This is a genomic window from Aquibium sp. ELW1220 (assembly GCF_030398385.1).
In the GTDB taxonomy this organism is placed as follows: Bacteria; Pseudomonadota; Alphaproteobacteria; order Rhizobiales; family Rhizobiaceae; genus Aquibium.
In genome coordinates this window covers 1-11,454 of record NZ_JAOAOQ010000078.1, presented here as the reverse complement: position 1 = coordinate 11,454, position 11,454 = coordinate 1, and the positions used below count along the sequence as shown (strand labels likewise).

Below are 11,454 nucleotides of genomic sequence, written 5' to 3'. Positions count from 1 at the left end.
GGCGGCGGCGTAGGCGGCGTCGGCGGCGGCGTAGGCGGCGCGGGCGGCGGCGGCGTCGGCGGCGTAGGCGGCGGCGGCGGCGGCGTCGGCGCTCATTTCATGGGCCGGATATTTGCGCGCGGCCCATGAAATGGAAGTCGCACGGAATGTTTGCAGAATGATGACGCGAAAGTCGGTTGTCCCCGGATTTCGCCCACGGTCGTCGAACAACGGGAAGGGCAGCGGGAGCACGCGCAGCGCCGCACGCACCGCGATCGCCTGCGCCCAGTCGGTCGGCTTGTCAGCCAGCCACTTTTGCAGATCCTCCGCTGACGTGATCTCCTGCTCTGGCATTCCCGCCCCCTTTCGCCCCGCTGACAAGCTCGCAGGCTCCCGAGTGCGGATCAAGCGGAATTGCAACCGAAGGAGACCGGTTCCCGGTTCGGACAACCATGCGCGACGCGCCTACGCGTACGCCGCCAGCCGCAGCTCCAGCCCCGCCACCTTCAGCGCCGTCAGCGCGTCGTCCGGTCGGACGTCGGCGACGCGGCGGTAGCCGATCGGGCTCGGCTCGCGATGGACGGTAGTGAGGCGGGTGACGGCGTCGATGACCCAGAGTTCGGCGATGCCGAAGCCGGCAAAGATCAGCGCCTTGCGGCCCTTGTCGTAGTCGAGGCTGGTGTCGGCGATCTCGATCGCCAGCAGGCAGGTCGCGCCGTTGAGCCCTTCGAGCCCGACGGCGGTGTCGTAGAGGACGAAGTCGGGTTCGAGGAAGGTATCGGGCGACAGGCGGAACGTCGTCTCGGGGGTGAAGCCGATCGTGTCGGGTAGCTGCTTCGCCAGTTGTCGCACAACCCATGTCTTCAGGCGCTCGTGGCGCAGGCCTTTTGCCGACATCGGCACCACCTCCCCGCCGATCAGCTCGAAGCGTTCATTCTCCGCGATGATGCCGGCCTCGACCATGGCCTCGATCTCGGCGACCGTGAAGGCGCGCCGGCGCAGCCCCTCGGCCGCCTGCGTGGTGCGCAACTCGGATGTCGCGACGGGAATGAAGCGCTCGTTCATGCCGGCCAGCATAGCACAACCGCGAATCGCAAAAAACCCGGAGTCGCCGCCGGGTTTCCGAGCCTGTCTGTAGAGAGGCGGACGCTGCGGGCAACACCCGTCAGCGCCCACCCCTGCGGGGATCAGCGAACCTGCACGACCGGGCAGCCGCGATCGTTGGCGAACACAGCGCGCACATGGCCGCCGCGGTCGCGGCCGTCGACGCGCACGACCCGGTGGTTCACGTCGACGATGCGGGCGTGGCGGATGCCCATGCCGCGGGCCTTCTGGAGCGCGTGGCCGGGTGCGCAGACGCCGCGGCCATAGCGCGGGCCGCCGTGCCAGCCGGGGCCGCCATGGTGGCCGCCATTCCAGCCGGAACCGCCGCCGTGATAGCCGCCGCCGCCGATGACGATGCCGAAGCGGAGGTCGCTGGCCGATGCGGTGGTGGCAGAAGCGCCGAGGCCGGCGGCGGCGAGCGAGAGGGCGACGAGAGCGGTCTTGAGGAGGGAGGTCATTGTTCTTTTCCTTCGCGTTCTGCCGGGGGGCCGGCCGACCGGGCCTGTCCCGATCCATTGAGCGAAGGATAGTCCGGCGAGCCTGAACCGGAGCCGAAGGGCTCGTTCATCTGGCGTTGGGAAATGCGCTGATGGCACGAATGTCGGCAGGGGTGTGTGAACGGTGGTCGCGACGTGAACGACCAATTCAACCCGGCGTCCAACGTCCGCGGCGTTCGATCTCGTCATGCATGGCATCGGGTGCCAGATCGATCTCGCCCGGCCACGTCACCGCTCCGAGTTCCAGACGAACCTGTCTGAAGACGCCCGGATCCCGCAAGGTGGCAAAAACCCCCGCACGGTCGGACCAGATCAAGTCGCGCATGTGGACGATGCCTTCAAGGCCATCAACGAAGCGGACCGCGATGTCGGTCTCGCCGACAGCGATTGCGGATACCACACGCCATGGCGCCACGGGTTCGATATCCTGTTTCAGGTCAGCGGTGCGATCCTGATCGGCATCTGATGCGAGCGACATCGCTTCCAGTTCTCCATCAACTCGGGGCGGTGGTCCTCCGCCCATCCAAACACCAAAGCCATTGCTGTTCGAGGCAGGCTCCCACGCGTCACGCGCAGTGTCTCGATTTCCACGATCGCTTCATACCTGCCATACAATGCATGAAAATGCGGGGGCGCATGATCGTTCCAGAACATCTGTATCACGATGCAATAGAAGACCGAAATCGTCGGCATCCGTTGCTCCGGCTCCACCCACGTCACTGCGAATACCACAATCTGGAAACGAAAGAACCCGGCGTCGCCGCCGGGTCCTGATGTTTCGTCCAGAGAGCGTGTCCTCAGCTGTCGAGGAAGCTCCGGAGCTTGCGCGAGCGGCTCGGATGCTTGAGCTTGCGCAGTGCCTTGGCCTCGATCTGGCGGATGCGCTCGCGCGTCACCGAAAACTGCTGGCCGACTTCCTCCAGCGTGTGGTCGGTGTTCATGCCGATGCCGAAGCGCATGCGCAGCACGCGTTCCTCGCGCGGGGTGAGCGAGGCCAGCACGCGCGTCGTCGTCTCGCGCAGATTGGCCTGGATCGCCGCGTCGATCGGCAGGATCGCGTTCTTGTCCTCGATGAAATCGCCGAGATGCGAATCCTCCTCGTCGCCGACCGGCGTTTCGAGGCTGATCGGCTCCTTGGCGATCTTCAGCACCTTGCGCACCTTCTCCAGCGGCATGGCGAGCTTCTCGGCCAGTTCTTCCGGGGTCGGCTCGCGGCCGATCTCGTGCAGCATCTGGCGCGAGGTCCGCACGATCTTGTTGATGGTCTCGATCATGTGGACCGGGATGCGGATCGTGCGGGCCTGGTCGGCGATCGAGCGGGTGATCGCCTGCCGGATCCACCACGTCGCATAGGTGGAGAACTTGTAGCCGCGGCGATACTCGAATTTGTCGACCGCCTTCATCAGGCCGATATTGCCTTCCTGGATCAGGTCGAGGAACTGCAGGCCGCGGTTGGTGTACTTCTTGGCGATGGAGATGACGAGGCGCAGATTGGCCTCCACCATCTCCTTCTTGGCGATGGCTGCCTCGCGCTCGCCCTTCTGCACCTGATTGACGATCTTGCGGAACTCGAGGATCGAGATCGCCGTCTCCTGCGCCAGGTTCTGGATCTCGCTGCGCAGGGCGCCGATCGTGGTGCCCTCGTTGCGCGCAAACTCCTTCCAGCCGCGGCTGCCGAGATTGGCGATCGACTTCATCCAGTTCGGATCGAGCTCGCTGCCCTGGTAGTGCTGCAGGAAATCGTCGCGGCGCACGCCGTAGCTCTCGGCCAGCCGCAGCAGGCGGCCCTCGTTCTGCACCAGCCGCTTGTTGATGTCGTAGAGCTGCTCGACCAGCGCCTCGATGCGGTTCTGGTTGAGCGACAGCGACTTCACCGCCGTGATTAGCTCGTCCTTGAGCTTCTTGTAGGAGCGTTCCTGGCTGGACGACAGCGCGCCGGCCGCGGCAAGCCGCGCCTCGACCTGCTGGTCCTGCAGCTTGCGCAGCTTCTTGTAGGTTCCGGCGATGAAGTCGAGCGTCTCCATCACCTGCGGCCGCAGCTCGGCCTCCATCGCGGCGAGCGACAGGTTGGCCTCGTCGTCTTCCTCGTCGTCCTCCTCGCCGCGCGTGTCGGCGCCAACGTTGGTGACGTCGTCGTCCTCGCGGCCGCGGCGACCACGGTTCTCCTCGACCTTGGGCTTATCGTCCTCGTCGACGCGCTCCACCACCGGCGCCTGCTTGGCCTCGGGTCCGGCGTAGGTGGCCTCGAGGTCGATGATCTCGCGCAGCAGGATGCGCGCTTCGTTGAGCTCGTCGCGCCAGATGATGATCGCCTGGAAGGTCAGCGGGCTCTCGCAGAGCCCCGCGATCATCGTCTCGCGGCCGGCCTCGATTCGCTTGGCGATGGCGATTTCGCCCTCGCGCGAAAGGAGCTCCACCGAGCCCATCTCGCGCAGGTACATGCGCACCGGGTCATCGGTGCGGTCGGTCGGCTCCTTCTTGGCGACGGCGGCCACGGCCGTGCCCTGCTGCTCGGCGATCTCGTTGGACTCTTCCTCGGCGTCCGCCGCCTGGTCCGCCTCGGGCTCCTCGCCGGTCTCGTCGTCCTCGACGACGTTGATGCCCATGTCGGACAGCATCGACATGGTGTCCTCGATCTGCTCGGAAGTCACTTCCTCCGAGGGCAGGACGGCGTTGAGTTCGTCCATGGTGACATAGCCGCGCTTCTTGGCGAGCTTGATCATCTTCTTGACGGCATCATCGGAAAGGTCGAGAAGCGGGCCGTCGACTGCGCCTTCGCGCTCCGTCTCGACCTCTTCTTTTTCTTTAGTCGTCATGCTTTCCTGTCTCCAACATGTCCGGCGAGGCGGTCCTGGCGAACCGTCCGCAGCACCGGATGAGGCCGTGTCGCTCGCCTCAGCGACTATCGGCATCACGTGAATGCATCATTAACCTTGGCGCGATGGCGGCGCGCCTGCATGCGAATGCTCGCCGAGCGCCGCCGGCCTCCCCGCCGATTGCGCAAGACACGACGCTCATTAACGAATCCGAACCGCCCTGATTCCGCCTATTCTCCGCAAGGTCAAGCCGTTGGCATACGATTCGGTCGAAAAAAGGTCGCTCCGACGATCGCGCTCACCCCTTGCCGCCCGTCCTGCCCGAGGAGACGCCGAAGCCTTCGATCAGCGCTTCGGTCGCCTGGACGTCGCGAAACTGGGTCTGGATCGCAAGCAGCTGCCGATAGTTCTCCTCCGTCGGCTCCAAGGCAAGCGCGGCTTCAGCCGCCCTGAGTTCCTTATGTAGAAAGCCGGCGCTCTGGTGCAAGTGCATGGCTTGCGAGAAGGCATCGCGGGCGTCGTCGAGCGCCGCCTCCTCCAGGGACGGCCATTGCCGCGTGCGCCGTACCAGCGCCACGGCCGCTTCCCAGACGGCGCCGAGGCCCGCTCGCGCCAGGCAGGCGACGATCGCGTCGCGGTCGCCCGCCTCGTCGTGGGCCACGGCGTCCAGCAATCCGCCATGCAGCCGCTGAAGGTCGGCATGGCCGAGATCCAGCCGCTCCACCTGGTCGAAGAACTCGTCGATCAGCGGCGGATGGTTCACCAGCGCAACCATCAGCACCGCCGCGCGCACCGGCATGATGGCGGCGGACGTGCGCACCAGCGCCGAACGGGCGAGGCTGTCGGAGACGGCGAGGCGGCCCGAGGGCCGCTGGCCGCGTCCCCAGCCCTCGTTGCTTCGCTCCCCGCCGCGTTCGCCCGGCTGCCAGTTGCGCTTCGGCCTGCTCGTGCCGAAGAAGGCCTGCACGCGCTCGCGCATGTCCTGCTGGTAGTGGCGGCGGACGTTCTCGTCGCGGATACGGTTCGTCGCCTCGCGCAGCGACTTCTCCAGTTCCGCCCGCCGCTCCGGGGTCTCGAAGACGGTGCCCTGCGTCTCGCGCAGCCAGACCATCTCGGCCAGGGCCCGCGTCTCGGCGAGCACGCTGCGGAAGGCCTCGGGCCCGCCCGCCTTCACGAGGTCGTCGGGGTCCTGCCCTTCCGGCAGCATCGCGAAACGCACCGTGCGGCCGGGCTGGATCGAGGGCAGCGCGAGGTCGGCTGCCCGCCACGCGGCCTTCAGTCCGGCCTTGTCGCCGTCGAAGCACAGCACCGGCTCCGGCGCCATGCGCCACAGGAGTTCGAGCTGCGCCTCGGTCAGCGCCGTCCCGAGCGGCGCGACGACGTTGGCAAAGCCCGCCTGAGCCAGCGCGATCACGTCCATGTAGCCCTCGACGGCGATCACCGCGCCGTCCTTGCCCTGCCCCTTGCGGGCGCGGGCGAAATTGTAGAGCACCTCGCCCTTGTGGAAGAGCTCGGTGTCGGGCGAATTCATGTACTTGGCCGGCACGTCGGGCGACAGCGCCCGTCCGCCGAAGGCGATGACGCGGCCGCGCGAATCCTCGATCGGGAACATGACCCGGTCGCGGAACCAGTCGTAGGAAACAGGTATGTCGTCGCCGTGCCGCACCAGGCCGCAGGCTTCGATCTGGTCCTTCGCCACCCCCTTGGCCGCCAGGAACTCCTTCAGCGCGTTGCGGCCTTCCGGAGCGTAGCCCAGCCGGAATGCCTGCTGGGTCGTCGACGACAGCCCGCGCTCGCGCAGATAGGCCCGCGCCTTTGCGCCGCCCGCCGCCTGGAGCTGGTCTTGGAAGAACTGCGTCGCCATCTCCATGACGTCGTGCAGGCTTGCCCGCTGCTGCTCGCGCCGCTCCATTTCCACGTCGCGCGCGGGCATGGGCACGCCGGCCAGTTCGGCGACCCGCTCCACGGCCTCGGGAAAGGTCAGGCCGTCGAGCTCGGTCAGGAACTTGAAGTGATCGCCCGAGGCACCGCAGCCGAAACAGTGGTAGCGCCCCTTCTTGTCCTCGCAGTGGAAGCTCGGGCTCTTTTCGCCGTGGAACGGGCAGCAGGCCCAGTAGTCGCCGCGCGACATGTTGGTCTTGCGCTTGTCCCACGACACGCGCGTGCCGATGATCGACGAGATCGGCACTCGATCGCGGATTTCGTCGAGGAAGGTGGGCGCAAATCGCATGGGGTCTGGTTCTCTCGTCTCCACCATAGTCGCTCGATCCGCGCCAGACGACACCAATCGTCGCCACTGCCCGCTTTCCACAGCCCGACAGGGCGCGGACCGCGCCGCGTCGTCCGGAAGCGACGTGATGCGTCGGTCCCGCGCACGCCCTCGCGCCACCTCCCGACTGATTATCTGGCTAATCTCTTTCCCTTGGAACGTTTGCCGATTCCGGCGGTTCGGAGCATCATGATCCTCCCTTGCAGGCCTGTCGCGGCCGCACGCTCGACACTGCGGCCATGAGCGGCTCCCTCGTGCTTCTCCATCTGGCGGGCGCCGTGGCGCTGCTGCTGTGGGCGACGCGAATGGTTCGGACCGGCGTGGAGCGCGCCTATGGCGACGTGCTGCGGCTGAGGCTGCGCGCGCTGCTGCGCCGCCGGATCGTCGCCCTCGTCGCCGGCGCCGTTCTGGCCGTGATGATGCAGAGCGCAACCGCCGTCAGCCTGCTGATCGGTTCCTTTGCGGGCACCGGCATCGTCTCCGGCACATCGGGGCTGGTGGCCGTCTTCGGCGCCGATCTCGGCTCGGCACTGGTCGTCAGGCTGCTCTCCCTCGATCTGTTCGTCCTGGTCCCGGTCTGCCTCGTCGGCGGAACCACGATGTTCCTAGCCACCGAATCCCGGAAGTGGCGCCAGGCGGGGCGCATCCTCATCGGCGTCGGCCTCCTCATCCTGTCGCTGCGCATGATCGGCGAGGCCTCCGAGCCGCTGCGGGAAAGCACCTTGCTGCCGGTCGTGATCGGCTATCTCGCCGTCGATCCAGTCAGCGCCTTCCTCATCGCCGCGATCGTCACCTGGCTGTTCCACTCTTCCGTCGCCGCGGTTCTCCTCGTGGCAGCGCTGGCGGCGCGCGGGATAGTCCCTCCCGAACTCGGGCTGGTGCTGGTGCTGGGCGCCAATCTCGGCGGCTCGGTCATCGCCGCGCTGCTGTCGCGCGCAGCCCCGCCCGCCTCACGCGTGGTGCCGGTCGGCAATCTCCTCCTGCGCGGCTGCGGCGCCGTCGTGGCGCTCGTCGGGGTCGTCGTCCTTGCTCCGCCGATCGACGCCCTGGGCGCCACGGCCCCGGCGCAGCTGATCCACGCCCACATCCTGTTCAACGCAGCGCTGGCATTGGCCGGCCTGCCCCTCGCCGGCCCCATCCACGCCCTCGCCTCGCGCCTCGTGACGGGCGGACGGCCTGCGGCGGGGGCGCTCGAGGTGCCTGAACTGACCGCCCTGTCGGAAGCAGCGCTCGACAAGCCGTCCCAGGCACTCGCCAACGCCACCCGCGAGGTCATGCGCGTCTGCGAGACCGTCGAGATCATGCTGAAGCGGATCGGAGAACTGTATGTCGACGCAGACGAGGACTCGATGAAGTCGCTCGCCGCGCTCGACGATCGCGTCGACCGCAGCCACGCCGCGATCAAGCTCTATCTCGCCCGGATGTCGGCGCGCCCGCTGTCGGAGAAGGAGGCGCTGCGCTGCCAGGAACTCGTCGGTGCCTGCGTCAAGCTCGAACAGGTGGGCGACATCGTCGTCCGCAACCTCCTCGTCCATGTGCGGCGCAAGCACGATCGGGGGCTCGACTTCACCGACGAGGGCTGGCGCGAATTGTCGAGCTTCCATGCGGCGGTCGCGTCCAACGCGCGCCTGGCCTTCAACCTGCTGGTCACCCGCGACGCCGCGACCGCGCGCCAGATCGTGGAAGAGAAGGACCGCCTGCGCGACATGGAGAAGCGTTCGAGCAGCAGCCACTTCGCACGCCTGCGCGACGGGACGGTCAAGAGCATGGAGACGAGCGCAATCCACCTCGACACCATCCGCGACCTCAAGCAGATCAATTCGCTGCTGGCGTCGATCGCCTATCCGGTTCTGGAGGAACAGGGATTGCTGCGGGGCTCGCGTCTCAGGACCGGCTGACGGAACCCGCAAGTCGCCCGCTTCGTTGAGGGCGTCGAAAACCGCAACGGAGAAGAACGTATGGCCATCACACGCAAGGACGAAGCAAGGGCGCTTGCCGCCGACGAACGCGAGTTGGTCGAGAAGTCGCATCACCCGATGGTGCAGGATCTATCCGACAAGGACCTCAGCGAACTCGTCAAGCTCGTTCGCGCGCGTCGCGACAAGGCCCAGACCGAAGCAAGCCGGCGCCGCCGAGAGATGCGCGGCAAGGGTGCGCCGAAGGGAGCGGCTCCGTCGAGGGCCGACGATGGTTCCCGGATGAAGCTCGACGTCCTGGCCATGGCTGTGCGCCGTCTCAACGCCGAAAGCGAACGTCGCCGGCAACTGGCAACCAAGGTGTCGCTGGCAGAAAACGCTCGCAATGCGCTGGCTCTCAAGAAGGCCGGAAAGGATGATGCGCCAGGCGCCGGGTTCAACGCACGCACCGCACATCACGGGATGCGGAAGAATGCCAGTGATCGCAGGCAGGGTCTGGTGCGGCCGATGGAACTTGGGCGTCAACGCAAGGCTGGCGCTGTCGCCCAGGCCAAACGTGACGGCCGCTAGGCCGATCCTCCTTGACTTTGACTCCGGGGTGTCCCACGTTCTGTCGCATGTCGACTGATCGCTGTACCCTCCCGCTTGAACGGGCGTTCCCCATCGCGGGCATCTAACCCCCGGCTCGGTCGCGTCGCGCCCCGGCCGCGGGGCATAGGCCTACACGCGCTGCTACAAGCGGCACTGCAGGAACGGCGACATACCAATCCACACAGACAGTCCTTCAGCCGTTGGCGCCCGTTGTCGCGTCGGCGGTCGATATCTCGGAAGAGTTTTGAGAATGGCCACCACCACGGGCGGGCGCAAGCCTGCCATCACGATGACGCGTTCCGACCATGAGAGGCTGTCGCGCCTTGCCGATTCCCGGGCTGTCAGAGATCCGGACTTGTCCGAGAATCTCCTCGCCGAACTCGACCGCGCTCGCGTGGTGGAGGACAGGCGGATTGCGTCCAACGTCGTCCGCATGGGCTCGACGCTGCGGTTCACCACTGACGCGGGCGAGGACCGGACCGTCACGCTGGTGTTCCCTGGGGAAGCTGACATCGCCATGGGAAAGGTCTCGGTCCTGACGCCCATCGGTGCAGCCCTGATCGGCCTATCCGCCTCGCAGTCGATCGACTGGACGTCGCGCGACGGCCGCGTCCACAGGCTGACCGTTGAGCACGTCGAACAGAACGATGTCGAACGGTTGTCACGGCCGCAGCCCGAGCTCCGGACCGCATGACCATGTCGATGCCCCTCAGCCGCCTCTCGCTTTACGGAGGATGCCTCATCGCAGGATCGTAGCCCCCTGTGCCGCATGCATGCGGCACAGGGGTTCTCCACCTCGTCCCGACTTACCGCTCCCAAGCGGAGCAATGGAGAACTACGATGTCGAAAGAGACCTGCATCCTCACCACGAAGGACTTCACGATCGTCGAGGTCATGCGCGACCGCTGCCTCGGCCAGGGCGACCCAATGGCACCGATCCTCAAGCGAAAGATCGAATCCGCCATCGTCATGTTCCGCGACGAGGTTCCGGATGATGTCGCTACCATGAGCAGCCGCGTCACTTTCAGCGTGAACGGTCGCGACCCCGACACGCGGATCATCTCGCACGACAGGACGACGTCCATGGTCGGCATGTTCCTGCCCGTCACCACCTTGCGCGGGCTGGCGCTTCTCGGCCTCGCTGAGGGTGAGCATTTCGTTCTCACCAGTAGCGACGGCGTCGAGGAACGGATCCTGCTCGAGAAGGTCCAATATCAGCCGGAAGCCGCGAGACGTGAAAGGGAATCCCTGGAGAGACACGAGGTGGGACAAGCTCCCGGCAAACCTTCGCTGAGGTTGATCCGCGGCGCTTTCTACGATCGGGCGCGGCTTACCACCACCTCCCCGGACGGGGTCGACGATCCCGGCCCCTCGGCTGCATGACGGCAGTATCGTGAACTCGAAAAGCACATGACGACCACGTATCTGCTGCTGGCCGTTGCGGCTTCCTCGCATGCCTGCTGAACACGGTGGCGGGCGGAGGTACGTTCCTGACCTTCCCCGCCCTTGTCCACATTGGCGTGGCTTTATCGATGCCGGAGCGGATACCGAGCTTCCCGCAGGTGATCTCGACAAGCGATCTTGCCGCCCGGCACTGCGACCCGGTTGTCATGCCGTCCTCCGTTGGTTCATCGAGGCCGCCGATCTTCTCATGCCGCCATGCGGAAGCATGGGCGCCGAGGCCGGACACTCGTGCGGCGACATGTCGTCATTGCCCTGCTCCGTCGGGACCTACGTAGTTCCGGTGAAAGCGCCGTCCGAGGCGGCTGAGTATCTCATATCCTATGGTCCCGGCCGCGCAGGCGATGTCGTCCACGTTCTGACCAGAGCAGAGGAGGTCGACGAAATCACCTTCGAGCGGCAAGTTCGTGCACCCGGTCATGTCGAGCACAATGCTGTCCATGGACACCCGGCCCACGAACGGCACCGGCTGCCCCCGATAGAATGCAGCAGCGCCAGCGTTCCGAGGCCAGCCGTCGGCATAGCCCAGGGAGATGGTCGCGAGGGTCGTTTCCCTGTCGACCATCGCTCTGTGCCCATACCCGACCGCGGTCCCGGCCCTCACCTTCCGTGTCTGTATAACTCTCGCGCGCAGGCCCACCGTCTGCCGCATGGGGTTCGAAGTCCACGGAGTCGGATTGATACCGTAGAGCGCGGCGCCCGGTCGTGTCGCGAAGGTGGTGGAAATTTGAAGGTGGCGTAATCTCCGGGTGAACGAAACCCACCCAACCGGCGGCTGACACCGCCAAGGAGATCACGCCATGACGAAGAATACAGACGTC

The 11,454-nt window shown here is 66.3% G+C and carries 12 protein-coding genes; 4 read left to right on the top strand and 8 right to left on the bottom strand.

Features of this window, described 5'->3' with window-relative positions; all coding sequences use genetic code 11:
- From N1F91_RS30275 to dnaG, 7 genes are all read right to left on the bottom strand, one after another.
- The coding region (locus tag N1F91_RS30275; RefSeq protein WP_289997625.1) for a hypothetical protein at nt 1–333 on the bottom strand (333 nt) is incomplete at its 3' end.
- Nucleotides 334–444: 111 nt separating this feature from the next.
- On the bottom strand, nt 445–1,044 hold the full coding sequence (locus tag N1F91_RS30270; protein ID WP_289997623.1) for a Uma2 family endonuclease: 600 nt from the start codon (nt 1,042–1,044) through the stop codon (nt 445–447).
- Nucleotides 1,045–1,166: 122 nt separating this feature from the next.
- On the bottom strand, nt 1,167–1,541 hold the full coding sequence (locus N1F91_RS30265) for a hypothetical protein (protein WP_289997622.1): 375 nt from the start codon (nt 1,539–1,541) through the stop codon (nt 1,167–1,169).
- Between the two features lie 187 nt (nt 1,542–1,728).
- Nucleotides 1,729–2,058: a DUF2442 domain-containing protein gene (locus N1F91_RS30260; protein WP_289997620.1), complete on the bottom strand. Its 330-nt coding sequence runs from the start codon at nt 2,056–2,058 to the stop codon at nt 1,729–1,731.
- On the bottom strand, nt 2,013–2,273 hold the full coding sequence (locus N1F91_RS30255) for a DUF4160 domain-containing protein (RefSeq protein WP_289997619.1): 261 nt from the start codon (nt 2,271–2,273) through the stop codon (nt 2,013–2,015). Before N1F91_RS30255 ends, N1F91_RS30260 begins: the two co-directional genes overlap by 46 nt.
- Nucleotides 2,274–2,377: 104 nt before the next feature.
- Nucleotides 2,378–4,396 carry an RNA polymerase sigma factor RpoD gene (gene rpoD, locus N1F91_RS30250; protein WP_289997618.1) on the bottom strand — a complete coding sequence of 673 codons (2,019 nt, stop codon included), beginning with the start codon at nt 4,394–4,396 and terminating at the stop codon, nt 2,378–2,380.
- 298 nt (nt 4,397–4,694) lie between these two features.
- Entirely contained in the window at nt 4,695–6,626 is a 1,932-nt protein-coding gene (dnaG, locus tag N1F91_RS30245; protein ID WP_289997616.1) for a DNA primase, read from the bottom strand.
- Nucleotides 6,627–6,904: 278 nt separating this feature from the next.
- Between dnaG and N1F91_RS30240 the strand changes: the two genes are divergently transcribed.
- From N1F91_RS30240 to N1F91_RS30225, 4 genes are all read left to right on the top strand, one after another.
- Nucleotides 6,905–8,563, top strand: a complete 1,659-nt coding sequence (locus N1F91_RS30240) for a Na/Pi cotransporter family protein (protein ID WP_289997615.1) — start codon at nt 6,905–6,907, stop codon at nt 8,561–8,563.
- Between the two features lie 60 nt (nt 8,564–8,623).
- A complete protein-coding gene (locus tag N1F91_RS30235; protein WP_289997614.1) occupies nt 8,624–9,151 on the top strand; it encodes a hypothetical protein in 528 nt (175 codons plus the stop codon).
- A 271-nt stretch (nt 9,152–9,422) separates the two neighbouring features.
- Nucleotides 9,423–9,866, top strand: a complete 444-nt coding sequence (gene rnk, locus N1F91_RS30230; protein ID WP_289997613.1) for a nucleoside diphosphate kinase regulator — start codon at nt 9,423–9,425, stop codon at nt 9,864–9,866.
- 146 nt (nt 9,867–10,012) lie between these two features.
- The gene (locus tag N1F91_RS30225; protein ID WP_289997610.1) at nt 10,013–10,555 is read left to right on the top strand and encodes a nucleoside-diphosphate kinase; all 543 of its coding nucleotides are present in this window, start codon (nt 10,013–10,015) and stop codon (nt 10,553–10,555) included.
- Nucleotides 10,556–10,880: 325 nt separating this feature from the next.
- Here N1F91_RS30225 and N1F91_RS30220 read toward each other — a convergent pair whose 3' ends face one another.
- Nucleotides 10,881–11,285, bottom strand: a complete 405-nt coding sequence (locus tag N1F91_RS30220) for an alanine racemase C-terminal domain-containing protein (RefSeq protein ID WP_289997609.1) — start codon at nt 11,283–11,285, stop codon at nt 10,881–10,883.
- Between the last annotated feature and the right edge of the window lie 169 nt (nt 11,286–11,454).

What these genes read in the sequence shown, in the direction of transcription:
- rpoD (WP_289997618.1), bottom strand. Translation starts at nt 4,396, where the DNA reads ATGACGACTAAAGAAAAAGAAGAGGTCGAGACGGAGCGCGAAGGCGCA.
- N1F91_RS30225 (WP_289997610.1), top strand. Translation starts at nt 10,013, where the DNA reads ATGTCGAAAGAGACCTGCATCCTCACCACGAAGGACTTCACGATCGTC.
- rnk (WP_289997613.1), top strand. Translation starts at nt 9,423, where the DNA reads ATGGCCACCACCACGGGCGGGCGCAAGCCTGCCATCACGATGACGCGT.
- N1F91_RS30220 (WP_289997609.1), bottom strand. Translation starts at nt 11,285, where the DNA reads ATGCGGCAGACGGTGGGCCTGCGCGCGAGAGTTATACAGACACGGAAG.
- N1F91_RS30265 (WP_289997622.1), bottom strand. Translation starts at nt 1,541, where the DNA reads ATGACCTCCCTCCTCAAGACCGCTCTCGTCGCCCTCTCGCTCGCCGCC.
- N1F91_RS30270 (WP_289997623.1), bottom strand. Translation starts at nt 1,044, where the DNA reads ATGAACGAGCGCTTCATTCCCGTCGCGACATCCGAGTTGCGCACCACG.
- dnaG (WP_289997616.1), bottom strand. Translation starts at nt 6,626, where the DNA reads ATGCGATTTGCGCCCACCTTCCTCGACGAAATCCGCGATCGAGTGCCG.
- N1F91_RS30235 (WP_289997614.1), top strand. Translation starts at nt 8,624, where the DNA reads ATGGCCATCACACGCAAGGACGAAGCAAGGGCGCTTGCCGCCGACGAA.
- N1F91_RS30260 (WP_289997620.1), bottom strand. Translation starts at nt 2,058, where the DNA reads ATGTCGCTCGCATCAGATGCCGATCAGGATCGCACCGCTGACCTGAAA.
- N1F91_RS30255 (WP_289997619.1), bottom strand. Translation starts at nt 2,273, where the DNA reads ATGCCGACGATTTCGGTCTTCTATTGCATCGTGATACAGATGTTCTGG.
- N1F91_RS30240 (WP_289997615.1), top strand. Translation starts at nt 6,905, where the DNA reads ATGAGCGGCTCCCTCGTGCTTCTCCATCTGGCGGGCGCCGTGGCGCTG.